This window comes from Alteromonas confluentis, assembly GCF_001757105.1.
GTDB classification, from domain to species: Bacteria; Pseudomonadota; Gammaproteobacteria; order Enterobacterales; family Alteromonadaceae; genus Alteromonas; species Alteromonas confluentis.
Genome location: NZ_MDHN01000041.1, coordinates 1 through 24,943 on the forward strand (window position 1 = coordinate 1; position 24,943 = coordinate 24,943).

At 48.5% G+C, this 24,943-nt stretch carries 21 protein-coding genes; 9 read left to right on the forward strand and 12 right to left on the reverse strand.

The features are described 5' to 3' along the window. Positions 1 to 530: 530 nt before the first annotated feature. Complete coding sequence (locus tag BFC18_RS17935) at positions 531 to 881, reverse strand: Grx4 family monothiol glutaredoxin (protein WP_070126931.1); 351 nt, start codon at positions 879 to 881, stop codon at positions 531 to 533. A gap of 345 nt (positions 882 to 1,226) precedes the next feature. Between BFC18_RS17935 and sodB the strand changes: the two genes are divergently transcribed. The 5 genes from sodB (at position 1,227) to BFC18_RS17960 (ending at position 8,152) form a co-directional block, all read left to right on the forward strand. Continuing rightward, a complete protein-coding gene (gene sodB, locus BFC18_RS17940; protein ID WP_070126932.1) occupies positions 1,227 to 1,808 on the forward strand; it encodes a superoxide dismutase [Fe] in 582 nt (193 codons plus the stop codon). A 235-nt stretch (positions 1,809 to 2,043) separates the two neighbouring features. Next, positions 2,044 to 3,966 carry a PrkA family serine protein kinase gene (locus tag BFC18_RS17945; protein ID WP_070126933.1) on the forward strand — a complete coding sequence of 641 codons (1,923 nt, stop codon included), beginning with the start codon at positions 2,044 to 2,046 and terminating at the stop codon, positions 3,964 to 3,966. A gap of 59 nt (positions 3,967 to 4,025) precedes the next feature. Further along, a complete protein-coding gene (locus BFC18_RS17950) occupies positions 4,026 to 5,312 on the forward strand; it encodes a YeaH/YhbH family protein (RefSeq protein ID WP_070126934.1) in 1,287 nt (428 codons plus the stop codon). A 1-nt stretch (position 5,313) separates the two neighbouring features. Then, the gene (locus tag BFC18_RS17955; RefSeq protein WP_070126935.1) at positions 5,314 to 6,834 is read left to right on the forward strand and encodes a SpoVR family protein; all 1,521 of its coding nucleotides are present in this window, start codon (positions 5,314 to 5,316) and stop codon (positions 6,832 to 6,834) included. A gap of 31 nt (positions 6,835 to 6,865) precedes the next feature. After that, a complete protein-coding gene (locus BFC18_RS17960) occupies positions 6,866 to 8,152 on the forward strand; it encodes an NAD(P)/FAD-dependent oxidoreductase (RefSeq protein ID WP_070126936.1) in 1,287 nt (428 codons plus the stop codon). A gap of 18 nt (positions 8,153 to 8,170) precedes the next feature. On the opposite strand, the gene BFC18_RS17965 is transcribed toward BFC18_RS17960, so the two are convergent. From BFC18_RS17965 to prmB, 3 genes are read right to left on the reverse strand one after another with little or no spacing between them, the layout of a single operon-like run. After that, positions 8,171 to 9,346, reverse strand: a complete 1,176-nt coding sequence (locus BFC18_RS17965) for an MFS transporter (RefSeq protein WP_070126937.1) — start codon at positions 9,344 to 9,346, stop codon at positions 8,171 to 8,173. Positions 9,347 to 9,378: 32 nt separating this feature from the next. After that, entirely contained in the window at positions 9,379 to 10,482 is a 1,104-nt protein-coding gene (aroC, locus tag BFC18_RS17970; protein ID WP_070126938.1) for a chorismate synthase, read from the reverse strand. A 5-nt stretch (positions 10,483 to 10,487) separates the two neighbouring features. Next, positions 10,488 to 11,432, reverse strand: a complete 945-nt coding sequence (gene prmB / locus BFC18_RS17975; protein ID WP_070126939.1) for a 50S ribosomal protein L3 N(5)-glutamine methyltransferase — start codon at positions 11,430 to 11,432, stop codon at positions 10,488 to 10,490. Between the two features lie 132 nt (positions 11,433 to 11,564). Between prmB and smrB the strand changes: the two genes are divergently transcribed. Next, positions 11,565 to 12,131 (forward strand): endonuclease SmrB, encoded by a 567-nt coding sequence (gene smrB, locus BFC18_RS17980; RefSeq protein WP_245680428.1) that lies wholly within the window; start codon positions 11,565 to 11,567, stop codon positions 12,129 to 12,131. Positions 12,132 to 12,141: 10 nt separating this feature from the next. Here the strand turns inward: smrB and BFC18_RS21525 are convergent, their stop codons facing one another. From BFC18_RS21525 to BFC18_RS17995, 4 genes are all read right to left on the reverse strand, one after another. Continuing rightward, positions 12,142 to 12,267 (reverse strand): DUF3149 domain-containing protein, encoded by a 126-nt coding sequence (locus BFC18_RS21525; protein ID WP_083273178.1) that lies wholly within the window; start codon positions 12,265 to 12,267, stop codon positions 12,142 to 12,144. 289 nt (positions 12,268 to 12,556) lie between these two features. Next, positions 12,557 to 13,249 (reverse strand): transglycosylase SLT domain-containing protein, encoded by a 693-nt coding sequence (locus tag BFC18_RS17985; protein WP_245680429.1) that lies wholly within the window; start codon positions 13,247 to 13,249, stop codon positions 12,557 to 12,559. A 110-nt stretch (positions 13,250 to 13,359) separates the two neighbouring features. Then, the gene (gene gshA / locus BFC18_RS17990) at positions 13,360 to 14,958 is read right to left on the reverse strand and encodes a glutamate--cysteine ligase (protein WP_245680430.1); all 1,599 of its coding nucleotides are present in this window, start codon (positions 14,956 to 14,958) and stop codon (positions 13,360 to 13,362) included. 73 nt (positions 14,959 to 15,031) lie between these two features. After that, the gene (locus tag BFC18_RS17995; RefSeq protein WP_070126941.1) at positions 15,032 to 17,863 is read right to left on the reverse strand and encodes a M16 family metallopeptidase; all 2,832 of its coding nucleotides are present in this window, start codon (positions 17,861 to 17,863) and stop codon (positions 15,032 to 15,034) included. 218 nt (positions 17,864 to 18,081) lie between these two features. Here BFC18_RS17995 and BFC18_RS18000 point away from each other — a divergent pair, with 218 nt between their 5' ends. Genes BFC18_RS18000 through BFC18_RS18010 form a run of 3 tightly spaced genes read left to right on the forward strand, consistent with a single transcriptional unit; the run spans position 18,082 to position 20,307 of the window. Next, complete coding sequence (locus BFC18_RS18000) at positions 18,082 to 18,705, forward strand: Hpt domain-containing protein (RefSeq protein ID WP_070126942.1); 624 nt, start codon at positions 18,082 to 18,084, stop codon at positions 18,703 to 18,705. 4 nt (positions 18,706 to 18,709) lie between these two features. Beyond that, positions 18,710 to 19,408: a TIGR01621 family pseudouridine synthase gene (locus tag BFC18_RS18005; RefSeq protein ID WP_070126943.1), complete on the forward strand. Its 699-nt coding sequence runs from the start codon at positions 18,710 to 18,712 to the stop codon at positions 19,406 to 19,408. Beyond that, complete coding sequence (locus tag BFC18_RS18010; RefSeq protein ID WP_070126944.1) at positions 19,405 to 20,307, forward strand: ketopantoate reductase family protein; 903 nt, start codon at positions 19,405 to 19,407, stop codon at positions 20,305 to 20,307. The genes BFC18_RS18005 and BFC18_RS18010 overlap by 4 nt, the downstream gene beginning before the upstream one ends. On the opposite strand, the gene BFC18_RS18015 is transcribed toward BFC18_RS18010, so the two are convergent. The 4 genes from BFC18_RS18015 to BFC18_RS18030 form a co-directional block, all read right to left on the reverse strand. Continuing rightward, positions 20,304 to 21,158: a formate/nitrite transporter family protein gene (locus BFC18_RS18015; protein ID WP_070126945.1), complete on the reverse strand. Its 855-nt coding sequence runs from the start codon at positions 21,156 to 21,158 to the stop codon at positions 20,304 to 20,306. The genes BFC18_RS18010 and BFC18_RS18015 overlap by 4 nt on opposite strands. 151 nt (positions 21,159 to 21,309) lie before the next feature. Next, positions 21,310 to 22,851: a lysine--tRNA ligase gene (lysS, locus tag BFC18_RS18020; RefSeq protein WP_070126946.1), complete on the reverse strand. Its 1,542-nt coding sequence runs from the start codon at positions 22,849 to 22,851 to the stop codon at positions 21,310 to 21,312. A 21-nt stretch (positions 22,852 to 22,872) separates the two neighbouring features. Continuing rightward, positions 22,873 to 23,971, reverse strand: a protein-coding gene (prfB, locus tag BFC18_RS18025; RefSeq protein ID WP_139139046.1) for a peptide chain release factor 2 whose coding sequence is annotated in 2 segments (ribosomal slippage) — positions 22,873 to 23,895 and positions 23,897 to 23,971 — 1,098 coding nt in all. Because the reading frame shifts where the segments join, the coding sequence is not laid out codon by codon here. 82 nt (positions 23,972 to 24,053) lie between these two features. Then, positions 24,054 to 24,809 carry an SDR family NAD(P)-dependent oxidoreductase gene (locus tag BFC18_RS18030; RefSeq protein WP_139139047.1) on the reverse strand — a complete coding sequence of 252 codons (756 nt, stop codon included), beginning with the start codon at positions 24,807 to 24,809 and terminating at the stop codon, positions 24,054 to 24,056. Positions 24,810 to 24,943: the final 134 nt, after the last annotated feature.

Genomic DNA, 24,943 nt, shown 5'->3' on the forward strand with positions numbered 1-24,943 from the left:
CTGTAAAGACCCCATCTGACTTAATGCAGATGGTCAGTCCGGTTTTATCCTCCACACCATTACTGGCTTTCTCAGGCCGGACCTTACTCACTACTACGGCATCATCTGCCACCTCGCACCAACACCTGCCTTGAGTTTCCTCTCGTACAGATGCTTCTGGTTTATCACCAGAGACGGTGTCAGGCTTCCCCAGTTACTGCACTGGCTCCCTGTTAGAAATCCCACCCTCAAGCACAATACAGGACTGACCGAGTATCGGGCTTCACGCTATTTTGCACGCTTACCCTCCTGCATTGCCGAATCAGGTTCACTTTCGTTGTGTACTTCTAACTTCCTATGGCTTCCTTCAGACCCTGCCGTTAGCCAGCAACGCCCTTGCCATTCGGATTATCTTCCCCTCAGTCAGGGTGATTCAGGCTTCTTTCAACCTGACGGGTTTGCCAGCTTCGCTGGGCAAACAAAAAACCCGGCAATGCCGGGTTTCTTTTTTTATGCTTATCGCCGCTAAACTGCGTCGGCCAGAAAGTCGATTACTCTTCTTCTGTTTTGTACTTTTCTGCAGTTTCTTTTATCAACGGTTGCAATTCTTGTTGCTGGAACATTTCGATGATGATGTCACAGCCACCAACCAGCTCGCCGTCAACCCACAGTTGCGGGAACGTAGGCCAGTTTGCATATTTTGGCAATTCCGCACGGATATCCGGGTTTTGCAGAATATCGACATAAGCAAAAGGTTCGCCACATGACATTAGCGCCTGTACCGCCTGTGCAGAAAAACCACAGCTAGGCAGTTTTGGGGAGCCTTTCATATATAACAGGATCGGGTTTTCAGCGATTTGCTCTTTGATTCTGTCTACAGTTGATTCGGTCGTATTTTCCATCCAATCCTCTTTAGGTGGTCGGTTTAACTAGTTCTTGCATTATGGGTATCCTGACAACGGATTCAAGGGTCAGCCAGAATAAATCCCGTAAAAAGGAAATTTCGTCGCCAGATGAGTGATCTTTATTGCCAGATTGCTATAACACTATTACACAGGCTTTTCTGATATAGGCTAAAGACAATTTTTTGCATTCTCAGAATAAAAATGCATAAATCTGTCATTGAGTTATCAAATTCAACCCTTATATCTAAACCACAGTAATTGACCGTTGTCGCTTTCGCTCTCAGCTTTCTGTTCTGGCCGCGAAATCCGACTTTACTTCCTAGAGAAAAATGGAGAATTCAAATGGCGTTTGAACTACCACCACTGCCGTACGAAAAAAATGCACTTGAGCCGCACATTTCTGCTGAAACGCTGGAATATCACTACGGTAAGCACCACGCTACTTACGTAACTAAGTTAAATGGTCTGGTAGAAGGTACTGATCTGGAGAGCAAATCTCTGGAAGAGATTATCAAAACTTCTGAAGGCGGCGTATTTAACAACGCAGCGCAAATCTGGAACCACACGTTCTACTGGCATTGCCTGAGCCCGAATGGCGGCGGTGAAGCAACTGGCGCAGTGGCCGATGCTATCAAAACGAAATGGGGTTCTTTCGAAGACTTCCAGGCTGCATTCGACGATAAAGCAGTAAACAACTTCGGCTCTAGCTGGACTTGGTTAGTGAAAACTGCTGACGGTTCTCTGGATATCGTTAACACCAGCAACGCAGGCACGCCTATCACTGAAGAAGGTGTTACGCCTCTGCTGACTGTTGACCTGTGGGAACACGCTTACTACATCGATTACCGTAATGCACGTCCTAAGTATCTGGAAAACTTCTGGAAACTGGTTAATTGGGAATTTGCGAACGAAAACTTTGCATAATTAAATGCACTGATTTTAGTCAGTAATTTTAAAAAGCCCGCTGATTAGCGGGCTTTTTGTTACATAAATTTAACCTCAACTCACTGGCATTAAAGACAATTCCTTTTTGAAAAGGTTCATTCTTTTATTAGATGAATATTCCGGTTTTTATTACCAAATATCCTGAGAAAACACTTCCAACTTGCTCAAACAGGTCTAAGCTGTAAATACGGGAATCCGTTTTTTGGGGAAATCTATGGGTATTTTCGAGCATTACCAGCAACGTTACGAAGAGCGCCAACAAGAAGAATTCACCATCCAGGAATTTTTGGATATCTGTAAAGACGACCCAACCGCTTATGCAAATTCAGCAGAACGGTTGCTTCAGGCCATTGGTGAGCCTGAAATGGTCGACACTTCCACTGACCCGGCGCTTAGTCGAATATTTTCAAATAGGGTCATTGCGAGATATCCGGCATTCCATGAGTTTTACGGCATGGAAGAAGCCATTGAGCAGATAGTGTCTTATTTAAGGCATGCCGCTCAGGGCCTCGAAGAGAAAAAACAAATTCTCTACCTGCTTGGTCCGGTAGGCGGCGGTAAATCCTCCCTTGCCGAACGACTGAAAGAACTCATGCAACGGGTACCCATATATATGTTGAAAGGGTCACCCACCAACGACCATCCATTCTCACTTTTTGATTTACACGAAGATGGCAATATTCTTGAGAAAGAATATGGCATTCCAAAACGCTATCTGAAAACCATCATGTCACCCTGGGCCCGTAAACGTCTGCACGAGTTTGGTGGCGATATCACTCAATTTAAGGTGGTTCGGGTTTATCCTTCTATTCTCGATCAAACCGGTATCGCTAAAACCGAGCCGGGCGACGAGAACAACCAGGACATTTCATCGCTGGTCGGTAAAGTAGATATCCGCCGTCTGGAGCAATTTGCTCAGAACGACCCTGATGCTTACAGTTATTCCGGTTCCCTGTGTAAAGCTAACCAGGGCCTGATGGAATTCGTAGAGATGTTTAAAGCACCGATTAAAGTGCTGCATCCACTGCTTACGGCTACTCAGGAAGGCAACTATAACCCTACAGAGGGTTTCTCTGCCCTGCCCTTCGACGGCTTGATTCTGGCTCACTCTAATGAGTCTGAATGGCAATCGTTCCGCAACAATAAAAACAACGAGGCTTTCCTCGACCGCGTTTATATCGTGAAAGTGCCTTATTGTCTGCGGGTCTCTGAAGAGCTGCACATTTACCGCAAGTTACTTGATAACAGTGAACTCAACGGCGCACCTTGTGCACCTGACACACTGGAATGCCTGGCCCAATTTACGGTGCTGTCGCGCTTAAAAGAACCAGAAAATTCCAGCATCTATTCTAAAATGCGGGTCTACGATGGCGAAAGCCTGAAAGACACCGACCCGAAAGCCAAGTCCTATCAGGAATACCGTGATTACGCCGGTGTTGATGAAGGTATGGAAGGGTTATCCACCCGTTTCGCGTTCAAGATTTTGTCGCGGGTGTTCAACTTCGATCATCAGGAAGTGGCTGCTAACCCGGTTCACCTGTTTTACGTGCTTGAGCGTCAGATCGAGCGAGAGCAATTCCCGCAGGACACCGCCGATCGCTATCGTGAATTCCTTAAAGGTTATCTCATTCCCCGTTACGTGGAATTTATCGGTAAGGAAATTCAAACCGCGTATCTCGAATCCTATTCAGAGTACGGTCAGAACCTATTCGACCGCTATGTCACCTATGCCGACTTTTGGATTCAGGACCAGGAATACCGCGATCCGGAAACCGGTCAGCTGTTCGACCGCGAATCATTGAATGCGGAACTGGAAAAAACCGAGAAGCCGGCTGGTATCAGTAATCCGAAAGACTTCCGTAATGAAATCGTTAACTTCGTGCTGCGCGCCCGGGCAAATAATGGCGGCAAAAATCCGGCCTGGACCAGCTACGAAAAACTGCGCACTGTGATCGAGAAAAAAATGTTCTCCAACACAGAAGACTTATTACCTGTCATTTCTTTCAACACTAAAGGTTCGACAGAAGATAAGAAAAAACACGATGACTTTGTTAATCGCATGGTGGAAAAAGGCTATACCTCCAAGCAAGTCAGACTGTTATGTGAATGGTATCTGCGGGTACGCAAAGCGTCCTAGTCTGCTTACGTGGTAGCAGAACAAGACGCATTGTTGTTGAAACCAAATAGTAGGTATCTATGGCGCATTTTATTGACCGAAGATTAAACAGTAAGGGAAAAAGCACGGTAAACCGTCAACGCTTTCTGCGTCGCTATAAGCAGCAGATCAAGCGTGCGGTTTCCGACGCTGTTGGCCAACGTTCAGTGACGGATCTGGAAACCGGCGAACAAATCAGTATTCCGTCAAGAGACATTAAAGAGCCGGTATTCCATACCGGCAAAGGTGGACAGCGTACCGTTGTCCATCCCGGCAACGATCAGTTCACCGCTGGCGACAAAATTGAGCGTCCACCTTCTGGTGGTGGTCAGGGCCAGGGTGAAGGTGAAGCCAGTGACAGTGGCGAAGGTCAGGACGAGTTTTCATTCTCTATTTCAAAAGATGAGTACCTTGACCTGCTGTTCGACGATTTGGCGTTACCCAACCTGAAAAAAAACCAGTTCGACAAGGTCGTGCAGTACGAAACTTATCGTGCCGGTTATCAAACTGACGGTGTGCCCAGTAACCTCGACATTGTTCGCTCACTAAAAGGCTCGGTTGCCCGCCGTATCGCATTAAGCGGCAGCGACAAGCGGGCATTGCGGGAAAAAGAGGAACAGCTTGAAGCACTGAAAGCCGACAAACACGATAACAGCCTTGCCATTCTCGAACTAGAGAAAGAGATTGCTGAGTTAAAAGCGAAAATCGCCCGGGTGCCGTTTATCGACACCTTCGATTTACGCTTCAAAAATTACGACAAGAAAGCCATTCCCACCAGTAAAGCGGTGATGTTTTGTCTTATGGACGTGTCCGGTTCGATGGACCAGGCTACCAAAGACATGGCCAAGCGCTTTTACATCCTGCTTTATCTGTTCCTTACCCGCACCTATGAGAATGTGGAGGTGGTCTACATTCGCCACCATACGCAGGCCAAGGAAGTGGACGAACAGGAGTTTTTCTATTCGCAAGAAACGGGTGGCACCATTGTATCCAGCGCACTCAAACTGATGGATGAAATCATCAAGGAGCGCTATGTGGATACCGATTGGAATATTTATGCCGCTCAGGCATCGGACGGTGACAACTGGGCGGATGACTCGCCTCAGTGTAAGCAAATTCTGATGAAAGAGCTGTTACCGGTCACCCGATATTTCGCTTACATCGAAATTACCGAGCGTCAGCACCAAAGCCTCTGGCGCGAGTATCAGCAGGTGGAAAACAGCTGCGAGAATTTCGTCTGTAAGCACATTCAGAGCGTCAGCGACATATTCCCTGTATTCAGGGAACTGTTTAAGAAATCTGAACAGAGCGCGGCCGCAGGAGGATGATATGTCAAAAACGCAAAAACGTGCGGAAACGCCTTTAAGCGATGGTCCAGACTGGACTTTCGACATGCTGGAAGAGTATGAAACCCATATCGACCGCATTGCGAAAAATTTCAAACTCGACACCTATCCGAATCAGATAGAAGTCATTACCGCTGAACAGATGATGGATGCGTATGCCAGTATTGGTATGCCCATCAACTACACTCACTGGTCGTTTGGCAAAAAGTTTATTCAGACCGAACAAAACTACCGCCGCGGCCAGATGGGCCTGGCCTACGAGATCGTCATTAACTCCGATCCCTGTATCGCCTACCTGATGGAAGAAAACACCATTACCATGCAGGCACTGGTGATGGCGCACGCCTGCTATGGTCACAACTCATTCTTTAAAGGTAATTACCTGTTCCAGACCTGGACCGACGCCAGCTCCATTATCGATTATCTGGTATTTGCTAAAAATTACATCGCCAAGTGCGAAGAACGCTACGGTACCGATGAAGTGGAAAGCATTCTGGATTCCTGTCATGCGTTGATGAACTATGGCGTTGACCGTTACAAGCGGCCGCAGAAAATCTCTCTGCAGGAAGAACAGGCTCGTCAGGAACAACGGGAAAAATACCTGCAGTCTCAGGTGAATGAACTGTGGCGTACCGTACCCGACTCACATGCCGATACTAAACCCAGACAAGCCCGCTTCCCATCGGAGCCGCAAGAAAACTTACTGTATTTTATCGAGAAAAATGCACCTCTGTTAGAACCCTGGCAGCGTGAGCTGGTGCGTATTGTTCGCAAGGTCTCACAGTACTTCTATCCGCAAAAGCAAACTCAGGTGATGAACGAAGGCTGGGCCTGTTTCTGGCACTACCATATTCTTAATCAAATGTACGATGAAGGTTTGGTAACCGACCGCTTTATGATGGAATTTCTACACAGCCATAGCGGTGTGGTGATGCAGCCTGAATATAACAGTCCTTACTATTCCGGTATCAATCCGTATGCGCTGGGCTTCAACATGTTCATGGATATCAAGCGCATGTGCCAGAACCCTACTGAGGAAGATAAATATTATCTGCCAGATGTCGCAGGGAAAGACTGGCTTGAAACCGTGCACTTCGCTATGCATAATTTTAAAGATGAAAGCTTCATTAGTCAGTTCCTGTCACCCAAGCTGATCCGTGATTTCAAACTGTTCTCCATCGAGGATAACGAAGAGGATCCGTACATTAGCGTAAGTGCCATTCATGATGAACAAGGCTATCTGAAAATTCGCGAAAAACTGTCCGCGCAATACAATCTTAGTAACCTCGAGCCGAATATTCAGGTTTATAATGTGAATGTTCGCGGTGACCGCTCACTCACGCTTCGTTATGTACCACAACGAGGAATCCCCTTGGCAGACTCGAAAGACGAAGTCATGCGGCACCTGTTCCGCTTATGGAAATTTGACGTGTATCTTGAGCAAGATACGGGTAACGGTGCAGAAGTGATTGCTAGCTGTATGCGAACTGCCAACGCCGCCTGATAAGTGCAAATAATAAGGAAATTGTTTTACCATGCAGTACGACACTATCGTGCTTGGTGCGGGAATTGTTGGTGTCAGCGCAGCGCTGCACCTTCAATCCCGGGGTCATCAGGTTGTTTTGCTCGACCGAGAGCAGCCCGGTGAAGGTACCAGTTTTGGGAATGCCGGGTTGATAGAGCGCTCTAGCGTTATTCCCTACGCGTTCCCGCGGGAGTTCGCTGCCCTGCTCCGCTATAGTTTAAATCGGGAGACCGCTGTGCGGCTTAATCCCGGTTACCTGCCAGAAATCGCCCCTTGGTTGTTTCAGTACTGGAAGCAATCCGCCCCCTCACCACTTGATGCATCGACATTAGCCATGCTTCCGCTTATTGAACGGTGTACTGATGAGCACGACGCCCTTGTGCAACAAGCCGGGCTATCAGAATTGATTCGCTGTGAAGGTTGGATTGAAATATTCAAGAATGAGCGAGCTTTTAACCGCGCTCGTTCAGAGGCCCAGAGTCTCGTTTCCTATGGCATAAACTATGATGTGCTCGACCAACCGGCATTACAACAGCGTGACCCTCACCTCTCTAACAAGGTCATTGGGGGCATTCACTGGCTTGATCCGAAAACAGTGACCAATCCCGGAGCTCTGGTAAAAGGCTATGCAGCACTCTTTCGCCAACGGGGAGGGATTATTTTACAGGGTGATGCTCGCTCTGTAGCCCAGGGGGAAAGTGGATGGCAAGTTGATACCTTAGAAGGGCCGGTTATCAGCCAAAATGTAGTAGTGGCGCTCGGGCCCAAGTCTGCCGACATTTTTAAGTTATTTGGCTATGCTATTCCGCTTGCCGTAAAGCGGGGCTACCATCGTCATTTCCGTATGCAAGAAGGCAAACAATTGCGTCATTCGGTGTGCGACAGTGAAAGTGGCTTTGTGCTTGCGCCTATGAAACAAGGCATTAGGCTAAGCACGGGAATTGAGTTTGACCGCCCCGGTGCGCCAAAAAATGACAGTCAGCTCCGCCGCTGTGAAGCCATTGCCAGAAGCTTACTGCCCCTTGGTGAACCAATAGAAGATGAGCCGTGGATGGGTCTTCGCCCTTGCCTGCCGGATATGCGACCGGTAATTGGCGCAGCGCCGCGACATAAAGGTTTATGGTTTAATTTTGGCCATGCACACCATGGCCTGACGTTAGGGCCAGTGACGGGTCGATTACTGGCGGAAATCATGACCGGTGAAACGCCCTTCACCGACCCTGAGCCCTACAGCGCGACCCGTTTTAGTAAGGCCAATGCAGCTTCCAGTCAAACAGAAGCCACTTTATCGAGTTAGCCCTGCGGGTTAACGCCCTTAGGCCGGGCGCGTGGTATTGATTGTTGCCCGGTCGCAGAAAATAAGACAAAGCGCCCCAATAAACGCAGCGCCTGCAGCGAAAGCGAACGTCTCGTAGGCATGAACTCCCTGATCCCACAGCTGCCCTGCCACATAATTACCCAACGCACCGCCGATACCAAAAGCGATACTCACATACAGTGCTTGCCCGCGGCTCTGAAACCGGGCCGGGAAAAAGTGAGTGATAAAATGCATAGCAGTCACGTGCGCAAGGCCAAAGCTCAGTGCATGAATGAGCTGACTGACTACCACAACCATACCAAACTGAGCCCAGGCTGCCAGCGCATACCAACGCATTGCGGTAAGTACCAAACAAGCCAACAACAATTGCCATACGCCAAAGCGTGAAATGAGCCGACGGGCAACAAGGAAAATACCGATTTCAGCCACAACGCCGATAGCGATAAGTAATCCCGTTTGCTGACCCGAGTATTCCAAATCCCGCATGTACAATGCGAAGAAACCGTAATACGCACCAAAGCTCACTTGCAGTAAAGCGGCCGCGGCCAGAAATAATAAAAATGTGCGATTTTTGGCAATCTGCCACAAAGTCCCGGTTTCCTCTTCTTTCGACGGCACTTTCTCTGGCTGACGAATAAACAGCGAAGCAATGAACAAACCAGTGAGCACGAATAAACTGGCGTATACCGGGGCTTCAGACGTGAAGATATCCAGCGCTTTACCCACGGAAACGGTGAGTACGATAAAACCGATACTGCCCCACAAACGGATCTGACCGTAGCTGATTTTTGTCGGTTTCACTGACTGAATGGTGATGACTTCCAGCTGCGGCAGCACCGCCGTCCAGAACATCATCATTAACCCGAACACCAGCGTTAACCCCCAAAAACTGTGAACCCAGAACACCGTACTGAAACACAGTACCGACAATAGGCAGCCCAACCGGACAACGTTAACCGCTTTGCCGGTTTTATCGGCCACACTGGCCCACAGGGAAGGTCCGACGATGCGAGATAAGGTAATAACGGCCCAGAGTTCACCAATGTCGGCGGAAGAAAAACCACGTCCATCGAGAAAAATGCCCAGATAAGGAGTAAGAACGCCTAACTGCCCGAAATAGAGCCAGTAGGTGATAGCGAGAAGAATAAGATTAGTGCGTGAATGAGCTACCATTTCACGCACTCTTTAAGAGAGATATTCAAGAATTACTTGTCAGCGTTGCCAGGAATAACCGGCGTAGACGTGGAAACACCCGCATTTTGAGCCCGATGACGGAGACAGTGATCCATCAATACAATGGCCAGCATCGCTTCAGCAATAGGCACGGCACGAATTCCCACACAAGGGTCGTGACGACCTTTAGTGACGATATCAATTTCATTACCGTCAACATCAATGGTTTTACCTGGCACAGAAATGCTCGAAGTAGGCTTGAGCGCCATGTGTACAACGAGATCCTGGCCTGAGGAAATGCCACCCAGCACACCACCAGCGTGATTACTGGTGAAACCGTCTGGTGTTAACGTATCGCGGTGTTCACTGCCTTTTTGCTCAATCACATCAAAGCCATCACCAATTTCCACGCCCTTTACAGCGTTGATGCCCATCATGGCACTGGCGATATCGGCATCGAGGCGATCAAACACCGGTTCGCCTAAACCCACAGGCACACCCGTAGCAACCACAGACACTTTCGCACCAATGGAATCGCCGGATTTCTTCAGGTCGCGCATATATTCATCTAACGCTTTCAGTTTACTTTCATCGGGGCAGAAAAACGGGTTGGTATTGGTGATGCTGTGATCAACCGTATCTACTTTAATCGGCCCCAGCTGAGACAAATAACCATGAATTTCGATGCCGTAAACTGCTTTCAGGAATTTCTTGGCGATTCCCCCCGCAGCAACACGAATAGCCGTTTCCCGGGCAGAAGAACGACCACCACCACGATAATCGCGAGTGCCGTACTTCTGATGGTAGGTGTAGTCTGCATGACCAGGGCGGAAACGATCTTTAATATTGGAATAGTCGCCACTACGTTGGTCGGTGTTCTGGATCAGAAGTCCAATGCTGGTACCGGTAGTTTTGCCTTCAAACACACCAGACAGAATTTGAACCTCATCGCCTTCCCGACGTGCTGTGGTATAACGTGACGTGCCAGGCTTTCTACGATCTAAATCAATCTGCAGATCCGCCTCAGTGATTTCCAGTCCAGGAGGGCAACCATCAACCACACCACCGATAGCGATACCATGACTTTCACCAAAGGTGGTCACAGTAAACATTTTTCCGAAGCTATTGCCAGACATCTGTATTAATTTTCCTTACCGTTTAAATAAGTCACCAGTGACGATTTAGACACTGCAAAAATCCCGTGACCGCCCTGCTGCAATTCAACCCAATCTACATGCAACCCGGGGAAACGTGTTGCCATATGCACTTCACTGTTTCCCACTTCAACCAGCATCCAACCACCGTCTTTCAGGTAGTGCGGTGCGTGTTTTAGCATTTGTTCCACCAGATCTAAGCCGTCTTCACCGGCAGCTAAAGCCAACTCAGGCTCATGCTGATATTCATCCGGCAGATCGTTCATGTCTTCTTCATCGACATAAGGCGGGTTAGACACGATTAAATCGTACTGTTGGCCTTCCAGGCTGGTGAACAAATCAGAGTGGATGGGGAAAACCCGGTCACCCAGATTATGTTCCTGAATATTAAAGTCAGCCACTTCAAGGGCATCGAATGAAATATCCACGGCATCAACCTGCGCCAGTGGGAATGTGTGTGCCAGAGCAATAGCAATACAACCACCGCCTGTACACATATCCAGAATACTGGTTGGCTCAACCGTTTCTTCAAGGTACGGGGCAAAGCGGGTTTTAATCAGTTCAGCAAATGGCGAACGGGGAATGAGCACGCGCTCGTCCACGTAAAACGGCATATCGCAGAACCAGGCTTCATGAGTGATATATGGCAGCGGCATGCGGGTTTGCACGCGCTTGAGTACCAAATCGGTTATTTTCTCTTTTTCTGACTGGGTTAGCCGCGCAGAAAATAAACCATCGCCGGTACGGGCAGTAATATCCTGTGGCAGATGTAGCGCGTGCATAACCAGGCAAACCGCTTCATCCCAACTGTTATCGGTACCGTGACCGTAGTAAAGTTGAGCATAGTTGAAACGGCTGACAGTCCATCGCACCATATCAAGTACAGTGTGTAAATCGCGGATGGCTTCGTCTAAATAAATCTTATCGGTCATGGAGTGAGGTACATCGCCAGAAATAAAGCTGGTATCATACCGAAACTCAGGGCGACTCCCAACACAAAATGCGTGAACCACGCCGCATTTGCCCTATTCAATGCGTCTATAAGTTATAACCGGAGAAGATTGTTGGCGGATAAAAGCGGGCCTGAAAATAAGGATGACGATTTCGCGGCCTTTATGGATGAAATGAACGGCATTAAGCCGTTAACGCAGGATAAAGTGGTGCATAAGCGCCGCCATGTGCCAACCAAGCGTTTACATTCAGCCACTCAGCCTGACAGCCGTCAGCAGCGTTTGCTCGATGCCAGCTTTGCTTTTTCTGATGTTTATCAGGCCAGTCTTCCTACCCAGGGCCCCATGCGTTATTGCCGCGAAGACGAACCAACCCATAGCCTCAAACGTCTTCGTCGAGGTGATTTTTACCCGGAGCTGGTGTTGGATCTCCACGGCCTAAATCGTGAGAATGTAAAACTGGAACTCTCCGCATTAATCTATACCGCCCGCAAAGAACTGATTGATTGCGTTGGCATCGTGCATGGTATTGGCTCTGGAATATTAAAAAACGCCTTGCCCCATTACCTGGTGCAACACCCCCATGTCAAAGCGTTTCACCAGGCTCCCCTGGAGTACGGTGGGCAAGGCGCGTTACTCGTTTTAATTGATACCCCAGACAGCAATGCAAAGAAGGGCTAAGCCTGCTTTGTTATTTATCCTGCTCGGCGCTGTTGTGCATAAACAGCCAGGTGTAATACCCCATCATCACAATCACGACGAAAATTAATAGCAGCGAACCCCACACTACCGGATCTTTAATCATGGACATGAACATCGTTCTGCTCCTTAACATTGGTTGACGAGTTAAGTGTGCAACGGTGTCGGAGAAAGTTCTGTGATCTGAATCAAGGGGTTTTTTCTGAAGCTCGCGGGGGCATGACCTGGATCAACAGGACATAAAACAATCTGAAAAGTTTTTACTTATTGCTATTGCAAATCATTATCATTTGCAATATATTGAAACTGCCTGTTCGACGTTGGGTGATTAACGGTCTTGGCTTAGCGTCGATTGTAGGCAGGTGTGTGGTGCGCCTGCCTACCTCTTTTTCTCCGCATTTCATCAATCAGGAAAATAATTTCCAGAACCAACTCTTACTTAAATCTTCTTCGCAGGTTTTAAGTTGCGTTGCATAACGTAATGAGCGCGCTTTAACGGTGCTAGCCACTTTTTTCAACCAGGGCTTACTGTTATAACTACGGCGTTTGTAGCCGCCCCAACCTTCATGATAATTCAGGTACTGGGCATACCCGTCCCACTTCGATACCCCGTTTATTTTATACGACTTAGAAATAAACCAGCCCATGAAGTCCATGGCATCTTCGAAGTCGTCACGGTCGGCCCAACTGTTACCCGTTTCCCGCACGTAGTCTGACCAGGTGATGGTTTTAGCTTGAGAATATCCATAAGCAGAACTCACCCTGCCCCATGGAATAAGACCGAAGAAAACATAATCTTTGGGTGGCAGTGCATCATGACGGAAAGAACTTTCCTGATACATGATTGCCATTGGAATATGAATAGGCACGCCCCACTTATCCCGGGCATCAGCGGCAGCGTCGTACCAATCTTCTTTCTCATAGAAGATTTCACAGATATTACTGGTGTCCTGAGGTGGGGAGGTAGCGCAACCACTCAGCAGGCTTACCGAAAAAAAAGTGGCGCCAGTAAGAAAAAACTTGAAACGAACGTTGAACTTTCTCACTGGACGTTGTCTGAATAAGTGTTCTAGCAAAATGTGTGTGTTTCCCTGGAACATTATTTATGCCTGGCCCTCTTGCCAGGCATTTTTTTGTCTGTCGTTCAGGTATAGCCCTGCATTGATGCAGTATAAACGACGGTTCTGACTTCAGTTTACTTAACTTTACGTCAACTTGCTCGCGTTGCCATAGGTTCGGCAAAATAATCGTGAATGAAATCGGCAAATGATTTGTCATCTGCCGCCTCTACCGCTTTCTGAGCAGCGATGGATTCAGATGCCATTCTCTCAAAATCTTCACGGCTATATTGTTTGTAATCGTAACCGTTTATTTCAGCAGCATATCTCTGCGCCAGTTCCAGACCAAACACCACGTTATCTTTATTTTCTGCAAGTAACGCATCGAGAATGCGTCCTGAAGGCGTTAGCGCCGGATCGCACACCTTCTCCCACTCGGTGTTTACCGCAATGGAATAATCAGAACTCTGGTTGGCTTTATCAAGCAATTCGGCAGTTTTTCTGAACTGAGCAAACAGCTTTTTAGTCCACGCACTAAAAGCGATGTCGCTGCCATTGGTGTGTAACTTAAGTTCAGGGTTACGGCCTTCCAGCACGACTTTGTCCATGTTCTCGCGACACACCACTAACTCTTCTGGCGTCATGTCTGGTGATTCCATCATTAGACAACTCACCATAAACACATCAAGGAAATCCATTTGCGACTTGGTAATGCCCACCGGCGAAAAGGGATTTACATCCAGTACGCGCACTTCCACATAACTCACCCCACGACGTACCAATGCATCGGTGGGTTTCTCCATCGATGACGTTGGTTGCTTAGGACGTATGGGAGAATAGAGCTCATTTTCAATCTGCAGAATATTTTTCGATAACTGCTGATAATGACCGCCTTCGCCAGCGGCATACTGGCCAAAACGTTCAGATGGCGTGTACATGGCACTGCGCAGTTTTTCCGTGTAGGTGGCAATTTGGTTGTAGCAAATTTGCAGCGCAGATTGCTCTGAGTTGGTATAGCCCAAGTCACTCATTCGCAGTGAAGTGGCATAAGGCATGTATAAAGTGCCCTTGCCCACTTTCTTGAACGGCAGATTGGTCGGCTTTCCTTTCATGAAGGAATGACACAATGCCGGCGAAGCGCCATACAGGTAAGGCAATAACCAGCACAGGCGACGATAGTTACGCACCATCGCCAGGTAGTCGGCAGACACCTGATCTTGTGAATAGGTCTGCCCTGTGTAGTCTGCCCACACTTTCCAGAAACTGTCTGGCAATGAAAAGTTAAAGTGCACGCCGGATATCGCCTGCATCATACTGCCGTAACGATTTTTGAGGCCCATACGATACACGCGCTTCATTTGCGCCACATTAGATTCACCATAATACGCCAGAGGAATACGGGCTTCGTCATCGATGAAACACGGCATACTTAATGGCCAGAGCAGTTCACCGCCCATATTCTCAAGGGCAAATTTGTGAATGTCTTTCAGTTGAGTTTCTGTGATTTCGCTACTGGCTACCGGCGGGGTAATGAATTCGAGCAGCGACTCAGAGAAATCAGTGGTAATACAATCGTGCGTCAGAGCGGCACCCAGTGCTTCAGGATGTTGCGTTACGGCCAGTGCACCAGCGGGCTCAATTCTCAAGCCTTCACGCTCTACACCGTGTTTGATATCTCTTAGCGCATCTAGAAACGCAGGCGATTCCATCGCTTCAACGCGACGGGTAAAAGTTTGCTCTGATGAGGTCAATGTGTTCATCCATCAAGGAGTGTTGGCCCACAAATGTGGGGCGCAACACCAGAATTTCAATAAAAACCTTTCACTAATTCAGTGATAACGTCTCGACCGGCAAGCCCAGGGCTTTTAGCGGTTCCTTAAGGCTCGCGGCATCACCGACTACAATAATTTGCATGTCGTCGATATTCAATTGTGATTTCGCCAACTCACTCAGTTCCTTCGTGCTTACATTTTTGATCATCATGGTTTGTTGATCGCGGTAATCATCAGGTAAGTCATAAGCGAGTAACTGACGCAGGAATGCCACCTTACTGGCCGGGGTTTCATACTCCAGCGCATCACTTAGCGTAAACGCATTTTGCATAAACTGTAATTCGGCGTCTGTTATACCGTTTTCACGGTAATTCTTAATCTCTTTCATCATTTCTTTTATGGCATCCACCGTATTTACCGCAGTTACGTTGGCATGGGCCTCGAACCAGCCCAGGGTTTTGCCACCAATGAACGAAGTAGACGCCCCGTAGGTGTAACCTTTGTCTTCGCGAAGATTCAGATTAACCCGGCTGTTAAATGCACCTCCAAGCGGGAAATTCATCAGTCTCGATAAGAAGTACTCGCCTGTGGCATCAAAGGTCATGGCGCGTTTTACCATGTAAACCACAGACTGCACGGCATTCGGGTTATCTACCAGGAATACATGTGGCTGTTCGTACTGAGGGAAGTCAGAAAAAGTCGGAATTTCGTAGTCTCTTACCTGCCATTCAGACAAAAAAGACAACGCAGAGGCCACTTCAACCTGCGTGAGATCGCTTACCACCACAATGCTGGCGTGAGACGGCGTGTAGAAGGTATCGTAAAAAGCTTTCACGTCGTCCAGAGTAATATTGGCAATGGTTTCCAGGCTACCGGAAGATGGCAGGCTTACGCGAGTTTCATCGCCATAAAGTACAAGCTCTTTAGCCCGGTTAGCCATGTAGTCTGGATTCCGCATGCTTTGTTGAAGGCTCTGCACCATACGCGCTTTAAGGCGATCAAAGTCGCTTTGCAAAAACGCCGGGCTAAACAGTTTTTCATTCAACAACGCCAGGGTTTTATCCAGGTTTTTGGTAAGGGTAGAAACAGAAACCTGCGTGTAACGGCCTGAGGCACTAAAACGAATTGAACTTCCCAGCTTAGCCAGCTCATTAGAAAGGGCCTCGTTGGAATAATTCTGTGTCGATTCATTCATCATTGCCGCAGTAATGTAAGCTAAGCCCGCTTTATCCATAGGGTCGAGTAACATTCCCCCTTCCAGGTTCAGCGTGAGTGTTACCGTAGGTGTTTCCTCACTGGTCACTCCCACCATATCGATAGCTGGAGCCAGTTTGGTTTTCCAGAATTCAGGGACTTCCACCGTGGGTGCTGGCCCTGCCGCAGGTTCTACATTGCGGTCAAAATCATCTTCGATACTGACAGTTTCTACGGTTTCGGCAGGTTGCGCCTGCTGCGGAATTTGACGTGGCGGCATTTCAAAATTCTGTGGGGCAGCGGCCATGTCGGCCTGGCCCTGCGGAACCACAGAAACGGTTACGCTATGTTTATCCTTCACATATTGCTTGAACACACGCATAACGTCTTCAGCGGTCACATTGCGGTAGCGTTCAAGATCTTCCTGCACTAAATCAGGTTTGCCGTAGAACGTTTCCCCGGCGGCTAATGCGCTTACCTTACCTGATACGCTCTGCAAACCGAAAATGGTGGATGCTTCAATGCCCCCTTTCGTGCGCTGCAAATCATCGGCATTCACACCTCGGGTTTCAAACTCTGCTAGTGTGCTATCGATGACTGATTCCAATGCACCTAAATCCATACCGTTTTGCGGGTTCGCTAATGCGATCAACTGAAATTCGCAAGCCAGTTCACGGCAAGGGTGAGAAGCGCCCGCCTGTACAGCTATCCCTTCTTTCACTAGATTTTTGTACATTAACGAGGTTTTGCCACCACCCAGAATATCGGCTAACACATCCAGAGGCGCTTCATCAGGGTGACGGGCATAAACCGTGGGATAGGTGATTTGCAGCAGTGGCAAATGAACTTTATCTTCCAGTGTTACATAGCGGTCTTCAGCTAATGTTACTGGCTGAGGTTCTGGCTCTGCCACTTCTGGCCCCCGGGGAATTGAGCCAAAATATTGTTCAACCCATTCTTTGGTTTCATCAGCATTAATATCGCCACCGATGGTCAGTACCGCATTATTCGGCCCGTACCAACGTTTAAAGAACGCCTTTAAATCGTTCACATTAACCCGGTCGAGATCTTCCACATAGCCAATTGTCAGCCACGAATAAGGATGGCCCGCAGGATAAAGTGCTTCCCCGTTTTTTTCTGACCGCAAACCGTAAGGTTGATTATCAACACGCTGTCCACGCTCGTTTTTTACGGTTTCGCGCTGATTCTCAAACTTTGTTTGGTTGACCGCAGGCAGTAAGAACCCCATGCGATCGGCTTCCAGCCAAAGTACTTTTTCGAGTTGGTTTGCCGGCACAGTTTCAAAATAATTCGTGCGATCGTTGCTAGTGGTGCCATTCAGCGTGCCACCCGCTTCAGTGATAATCTTGAAATGTTCCTCGTCGGCAACATGTTCAGAGCCCTGAAACATCATGTGCTCAAAGAAATGGGCGAAACCACTCTTGCCAACCTCTTCCCTGGCGCTGCCCACGTGATAGGTAACATCGACATGTACCAGCGGATCAGAGTGATCTTCGTGAAGAATGACGGTCAGGCCGTTATCCAGCGTGTATTTCTCAAAGGGTATATGAACTTGCTGTTCTTGCAGTGTTTCGTTTGTCGGCTCAACAGGATTTTGAGACTGACATCCTAATAATGACACTGCAACACTGCCACAGAGTAAGGCTTTCGCGGCGAGAGATAACGTCATCAGGCTTCCTTTTCTTTGTATTTCATGTCGGATTGCGTCAGCAACCACTACTGCTAACCTATAATAAAGCGCACTAGCGAGAATAAGTTGTTACTGCGTTTGATAAAGATTGTTACTGAGACTACCAGAAATTAGCTCAGAAAACCCTGTTCTCCGTAGCCCATGTATCAATTTATTCAACAATGAAATACACTGGCCGAAATTGATGAGGAGATGCTATGAGTTCTGCCGAACAGACAATTAATCTTGAATTTGGCCTGTCTCAATTAAGTGGGAATAAAACCCTCTTTCTGCGTTTATTGCAAAAATTCGCCGACGAGTACCAGCAAGCATCAGATAAGCTTCAGAGTATGGTGGATGATCAGCAATGGCAGGAAGCCAGACTCTATACGCATACCGTTAAAGGGGTTGCCAGCAACCTGGGATTTACCCGCCTACATCTTGCCAGCAAAGAAACTGAAGCTGAACTCAAAGCCGATGCTACTGTACCGGCCTCTTTGCCGGAACTGAAAGCCGCGATGGATGAAACCTTGGTGCTGTTAGCGAAGCTACAGGCCAACCCAGCGCTGTTAGATAATCCACAAACGGCCTTGTCGCCGTCATCCGACGCGTCTGTCGATGAAGATATATCACCATCGGCGACCACCGCAGAAGGTGCTGGAAACACCGCCGCCCCGGATGCCTTTATCCGAGCGCTTGAACAAAGTGAATTTATTGCCCAAGACCAATTGGATAACTGGCTTGAGCAAACCACATCCGATACAGCGCTGCAGCAAACGCTTCGCGATGCCATCGATGAGTTAGATTACGATAGCGCCCTGGCACTTTTGCGAGCGTCTTAACGGTTTGACCATACAAATTATTGCTGAACATGCCGATTTTATCGTCATCAACAAGCCTGTGGGCGTGGCGATGCACGATAGTGAGCAAGGCATCATTGCGCAGACAAAAACGATAACCGGTGACAACGCGCTCTATCTTTGTCACCGACTGGATACGGTTACCTCGGGCTGCTTATTGCTGGCACGGAATAAAACCGCCGCTGCAGTACTCAGCGAACTTTTTGCTACCCGGAATATCCAGAAATACTATCTTGCCGCTTTGTCTGTAAAACCGTCAAAAAAACAAGGCACGATTGCCGGTGATATGAAGAACCGGCGACGAGGTCAACACGTTCTCACCAAGACCCGCGAGAACCCTGCGGTTACCCAGTTTTTCAGTCATCATATCGACGGTTTGGGGCGAATTGCCCTGGTTAAACCGCTGACCGGTAAAACCCACCAAATCAGGGTTGCTATGAAAAGCCTGGGCGCTCCCATTCTTGGTGACACCCATTACGGCGCACCCCAAGCCGATCGGGTTAGTTTGCATGCCTGGCAATTGCATTTCGACTATGAAGGGCAAAAATTTACCATCAGTTGTCTACCGCAAACCGGTGATTTTTTTACCTCCCCGCTTTTCACAACATGGCTTGAAAAACAGTCCTGCGTAACTTCACTCCCTTGGCCTGCTTTTACTTTGCCATCCAAGCGGGACGATGAATGACGCAACATAATGTGTGTATTATTGGTGATGGTGCCATCGGTTCGCTGTTTGCCGCTTTTGCGTCAGCAAATGATGTCATGGTGTACCGGGGAATGCGTGAACATAAAACCGGGGTGAAAAGCGTTACCTTATTTGATGGCAAACAAACATCGCGCTACGCGGAAGATATTTCGCCCATTGGTACACCCCTTACCTATGATCTTGTTGTATTTCCATTGAAGGTTTATCAACTCGAAGCAGCATTGCTTCAGTGGCAAGCTGTGATAGGCGACAGCCCCATTCTGCTATTGCAAAACGGCATGGGGGGCGAAGAAATAGCGCGTAAGGTTTTGCCTTTGCAACGAATCTATCAAGCCACCACCAGTCACGGTGCTTTGAAAACCGATCACGAATCAGTGCGGCATACGGGAATGGGTAATACGTTGGCAGGCCGCTCATTGTCCACACCGGCGGACCTAGCCACCGATGACAAGATTAGAACGATTGTTGAAACCGCCTTTCCGCCCGTCACATGGTGTGAAGATATTTATCTGTCACTCTGGCAAAAGTTGTCGGTAAATCTGGCGATTAATCCGCTCACTGCCATCCACGACATTCGAAATGGTCAGATATTGGCACCTCGCTATACCTCCGTTCTTGACGCCCTAAGTCATGAGATTGCTGAAGTTATGCAGGCTTGTGGGCTGAATGAAAGTGCTGAAACCATACTGGCTCGCATTAAAACGGTGGCCCAGGCCACCGCGGATAACTTTTCCAGTATGCATCAGGATATCGCTCATCAGCGACAAACAGAGATAGACGCTATCACTGGCTATCTGTTGTCGAAAGCCGCCAGTGAGCGCATTGCCGTTCCCACCAACGCGCGGCTTTACCAACAGATAAACCAACTTTCCGTTTAATCAGGCTCGATCTCCTGCGCCACCTGACCGTGGGCCAATAAAGCAAAAAGGCAGGTCCCACCAGCGATATTCCCTAATAACGTGCCGCAAATTAATGTAACGGTTTGCAACGCAGACACTTCCCCCTGCAAAGCCAGTAAGAACAATTCTGTTGAGCCAGCAATCACGTGGGTGAAATTGCCGATTGCGATGAGGTAGGTAAACATCACAATCACGAAGAACGCAGCAGACTGCACCGACGGCTTCATCCACACAATGGCCGCAATGATAAAGCCTGAAATCCCACCATAAGAAAACACTTCCGAGAAATCCAGTTCAACATAGTGTTTTGAAATTGCGTTCATCCCTTCAATGTATTCTGTCGGCACGGTATGTAGGCCATACATTAAGTAGGCCGCGAGAAATGTGCCCACCATATTGGCTATGAAGACAATCCCCCACAAGCGCAAGAGGCACCCAAGCATCTTCCAGGAGCGGTCGGTGAGTAAAGGCAGGATCACGGTCAGCGTATTTTCTGTGAATAACTGCAAGCGCCCCATGATGACGAGTACAAAGCCCACGGTATAACCGAAGTTTTCCAGCGCAAACTGATTATCTGAGCCTTCGAACATGGTATGTAGGATGCCCTCTGCCAGCACAGACGTTGAAATACCTATACCCGCAGCGACACCTGACCACCACAGCGACATAAAAGGACGTTTTAATTCTTCCAACCCTTCCCGGTGAATAACCGCATACAGTGAGACCGAATTGAGGCTCCCATGCTCTTTTACATCCTGCTCCTCTTCTTCAGTAAGTGGAGACTGATGATCTTCATGATCTTGGTGTTTGTGATGCTTGTCGCCTGTCATTGGCAGCCCTTTAGAAATGATTTAAACAACAGATTTACGATACTGCTGATACGACAAGGGCATGAAATTCGATTGATTTTATATAGAAAGCGCATAAAAAAACGGCAGCGTTTTAACGCTGCCGTTTGGTATTTCGTGGGTAACGCTAGCGTTACTCCTGAACTTCCGGTTTCATGTGCGGGAACAGAATAACGTCTTTAATGGTCGGGCTGTCGGTGAACAGCATCGCCAGTCGGTCGATACCGATACCCTGACCCGCTGTTGGCGGTAAACCGTATTCCAGCGCGCGGATGTAGTCTTCGTCGAAGTGCATTGCTTCGTCGTCACCGGCATCTTTTTCTTCAACTTGCTTACGGAAACGGGCTTCTTGATCTTCCGGATCGTTAAGCTCGCTGAAGCCGTTCGCCAGTTCACGGCCGCCTACGAAGAATTCGAAACGGTCGGTGATAAACGGGTTATCGTCGTTACGACGGGCCAGCGGCGATACTTCCCACGGATACTCAGTGATGAAGGTAGGCTGGATAAGTTTCTCTTCAGCTGTCGCTTCAAAGATTTCACACAGGTATTTACCCGCACCCCAAATACCATCAACTTCCGGCTCTTTGATGTGCAGCTGTTTCGCCATGGCTTTCAGTTCATCAAGGTGTGCTTCCGGATCACGGATTGCTGCCTCGTTAGCTTCCGGCCAGTATTTCAGAATGGCCTCACCCATGCTCAAACGGTCGAACGGCTTACCGAAATCGTAATGCGTTTCAGACGTGACTTCGCCTTCGCTGTCACGGGTGGTGTTCACCAGTTCCGTGGTACCCAGAATGTCCTGAGCCAGCTTACGCAACATGTCTTCAGTGAGGTTCATCAGGTCGTTGTAATCCGAGTACGCCATGTAGAATTCCAGCATGGTGAACTCAGGATTATGACGTGTAGACAAACCTTCATTACGGAAGTTACGGTTGATTTCGAACACGCGCTCGAAGCCACCTACAACTAAACGCTTCAGGTACAGCTCAGGCGCAATACGCAGGTACATGTCGATGTCCAGCGCATTGTGGTGGGTCACGAAAGGCTTGGCCGTCGCGCCACCCGGAATCACCTGCAGCATTGGTGTTTCCACTTCCATAAAATCACGCTCAGTCAGGTACTGACGAATGCCGTTAATCAAGGCGCTGCGGATTTTGAAGTTTTTGCGCGTGTGTTCACTGGTGATCAGATCCACATAACGCTGACGATACTTGGTTTCCTGATCGCTCAGACCATGGAATTTTTCTGGTAACGGACGCAGTGACTTGGTCAGCAGTTGCCAGTTTTCCATGTTCACGTACAGGTCGCCCTTACCTGACTTGTGCAAATCACCGGCCACACCAATGATGTCACCGATATCCAGGCTTCCAAATTTCGCTTTGATTTCTTTCTGCGTTTCTTTATCGGCGTAGGCTTGAATACGACCCGTCATGTCCTGCAGCAACAGGAACGGACCACGTTTAGCCATGATACGTCCGGCCACAGAAACCTTATTGCCCTGCTCTGCCAGCGCCTCCTTTTCCACTTCGCCAAACTGCGCCTGCAGTTCTTCAGCGTAGTTTTCGCGACGGAATTCGTTAGGGAAACCGTTCGCGCGGCAGTTTTCACGGATAGACGTGAGCTTAGCGCGGCGCTCGGCAATTAATTTATTTTCATCGTGTTGCTGGTCGGTCATAACCTTTCCACTTTTTACGTATTACAGGCCGGATTTAAGGCTGGCCTGGAGAAATTTGTCTAAATCGCCGTCGAGAACGGCCTGGGTGTTCCGGGTTTCCACACCGGTACGCAAATCCTTGATGCGGGAATCGTCCAGAACGTAAGAACGGATCTGGCTACCCCAGCCGATATCGGATTTGTTGTCTTCCATCGCTTGCTTTTCGGCATTCTGCTTCTGCAACTCAAACTCATAAAGTTTGGCTTTCAGTTGCTTCATCGCCTGATCTTTATTCTTGTGCTGCGAACGGTCGTTCTGACACTGCACCACAATACCCGTGGGTTCGTGGGTGATACGTACCGCCGAGTCCGTTCTGTTAACGTGCTGACCACCCGCACCGGATGCGCGGTAGGTATCGATACGTAGATCAGACGGGTCGATATCGATCTCGATGTTGTCATCAATTTCAGGATAGACGAACGCCGAAGAGAATGACGTATGACGACGATTGCCTGAGTCAAACGGCGACTTACGCACCAAACGGTGAACACCGGTTTCCGTTCTTAGCCAACCAAAGGCATATTCGCCTTCAAAGCGAATGGTGGCGCTTTTGATACCGGCTACTTCACCTTCAGATAGTTCAATGATTTCAGTTTTGAAGCCATGTGCTTCGCCCCAACGCAGATACATGCGCAGCAGCATATTTGCCCAATCCTGCGCTTCTGTACCACCAGAGCCGGCTTGCAAATCGATATAGGCGTCGCAGGCATCATTCGGGCCCGAGAACATGCGGCGGAATTCCAGCACTTCTAAATCTTTCTCTAAAGATTCCAGTTCCGATTTGGCTTCCTCGAAAGTTTCCTCATCCTCAGCTTCAATGGCGAGTTCCAGTAAACCTTCAACGTCTTCCGTGCCCTGGTCGAGACGCTGGATGGTTTCTACCACCTGCTCCAGCGCTACTTTCTCTTTACCCAACGCCTGAGCACGTTCTGGCTCATTCCATACGTCCGGGCTTTCCAGTTCACGGTTAACTTCTTCTAAACGTTCTGACTTCGTATCGAAGTCAAAGATACCCCCGGAGCGCCGCAGCACGCTCACGAATATCTTCGATAGCATTTCTTACAGGATTAACTTCAAACATAGTTTGTCATTTCACTCATAAATCAAGACCGCGCAGTCTACCGAATTTAGGGGTATTTTGATAGTGGAACAGCCTCAGATTTTTACAGGAACATCCCGCCTGACGCCTCAATTCGCTGACCCGTCATCCAGTTTGCGTCGCTGGTAAGCAAACTGGCCACCAGCGGGCCAATATCTTCGGCTTCACCAACCCGGCCTTTTGCTGTCACGCTGCTAACATACTGGTTCATTTGCGGGTTATCACGCACTGCACCGCCATTAAAATCGGTAGCGATGGCACCCGGCGCAAGGGTGTTTACACTGATCCCCCGCTCACCTAATTCTTTAGCCATATACCGGGTCATCACTTCCACAGCTCCTTTCATCATTGCATAAGCACTGGCTCCCGGTACGCTGAACCGTGCGAGTCCGGAAGACAAATTCACAATGTGTCCGTTGTCTGCTATCTCGCTAAGCAGGCTTTGGGTGAGAAAATACGGTGCTTTCACATGCAATTGATACAGAAAGTCCATGTCTTCCATGGTGGTATCAGCAATACTTTTGTGTAAGCCCGTTCCGGCATTGTTTATCAGGAAATCCAGCGGCCGATCGTTAAATTTATCACTAAGCAGCGCCTTTACCCGAGCGGCGAATTCATTGTAAGCAGTAAAATCTGTCGCTTCGAATTGCAGTACGATTGCATTGCTCCCCAATTGTTTAACTTCATCCACAACGGCTAGCGCTGCGTCTTCATTGCTGGCATAGGTGAAAATACTGTCGACCCCTTTTTTGGCCAGCGCCAACACCATACTACGCCCAAGACCGCGGCTACCACCGGTGATTAATGCAATTTTACTCATTATCGTTTCCTCAAAACTTATGTCATGAAAAGCATGGCAACGTTGCCAGTTAGAGAAGCTTAACGGTGAGCATAAGTTTGAAAAACCAGACAAATGAAGACACACTGTTCACTTTATATGAACAGATAAAGGCA

Bases quoted from the DNA above. Each gene is read 5' to 3' on its own strand.
- aroC (WP_070126938.1), bottom strand. From the start codon at position 10,482: ATGTCTGGCAATAGCTTCGGAAAAATGTTTACTGTGACCACCTTTGGT.
- BFC18_RS17935 (WP_070126931.1), bottom strand. From the start codon at position 881: ATGGAAAATACGACCGAATCAACTGTAGACAGAATCAAAGAGCAAATC.
- BFC18_RS18030 (WP_139139047.1), bottom strand. From the start codon at position 24,809: ATGAGTAAAATTGCATTAATCACCGGTGGTAGCCGCGGTCTTGGGCGT.
- BFC18_RS18010 (WP_070126944.1), top strand. From the start codon at position 19,405: ATGACGCAACATAATGTGTGTATTATTGGTGATGGTGCCATCGGTTCG.
- BFC18_RS18015 (WP_070126945.1), bottom strand. From the start codon at position 21,158: ATGACAGGCGACAAGCATCACAAACACCAAGATCATGAAGATCATCAG.
- BFC18_RS17955 (WP_070126935.1), top strand. From the start codon at position 5,314: ATGTCAAAAACGCAAAAACGTGCGGAAACGCCTTTAAGCGATGGTCCA.
- BFC18_RS17965 (WP_070126937.1), bottom strand. From the start codon at position 9,346: ATGGTAGCTCATTCACGCACTAATCTTATTCTTCTCGCTATCACCTAC.
- BFC18_RS17950 (WP_070126934.1), top strand. From the start codon at position 4,026: ATGGCGCATTTTATTGACCGAAGATTAAACAGTAAGGGAAAAAGCACG.
- BFC18_RS17995 (WP_070126941.1), bottom strand. From the start codon at position 17,863: ATGACGTTATCTCTCGCCGCGAAAGCCTTACTCTGTGGCAGTGTTGCA.
- BFC18_RS17960 (WP_070126936.1), top strand. From the start codon at position 6,866: ATGCAGTACGACACTATCGTGCTTGGTGCGGGAATTGTTGGTGTCAGC.
- lysS (WP_070126946.1), bottom strand. From the start codon at position 22,851: ATGACCGACCAGCAACACGATGAAAATAAATTAATTGCCGAGCGCCGC.
- BFC18_RS17985 (WP_245680429.1), bottom strand. From the start codon at position 13,249: ATGTTCCAGGGAAACACACACATTTTGCTAGAACACTTATTCAGACAA.
- prmB (WP_070126939.1), bottom strand. From the start codon at position 11,432: ATGACCGATAAGATTTATTTAGACGAAGCCATCCGCGATTTACACACT.
- BFC18_RS17945 (WP_070126933.1), top strand. From the start codon at position 2,044: ATGGGTATTTTCGAGCATTACCAGCAACGTTACGAAGAGCGCCAACAA.
- BFC18_RS18000 (WP_070126942.1), top strand. From the start codon at position 18,082: ATGAGTTCTGCCGAACAGACAATTAATCTTGAATTTGGCCTGTCTCAA.
- sodB (WP_070126932.1), top strand. From the start codon at position 1,227: ATGGCGTTTGAACTACCACCACTGCCGTACGAAAAAAATGCACTTGAG.
- BFC18_RS21525 (WP_083273178.1), bottom strand. From the start codon at position 12,267: ATGTTCATGTCCATGATTAAAGATCCGGTAGTGTGGGGTTCGCTGCTA.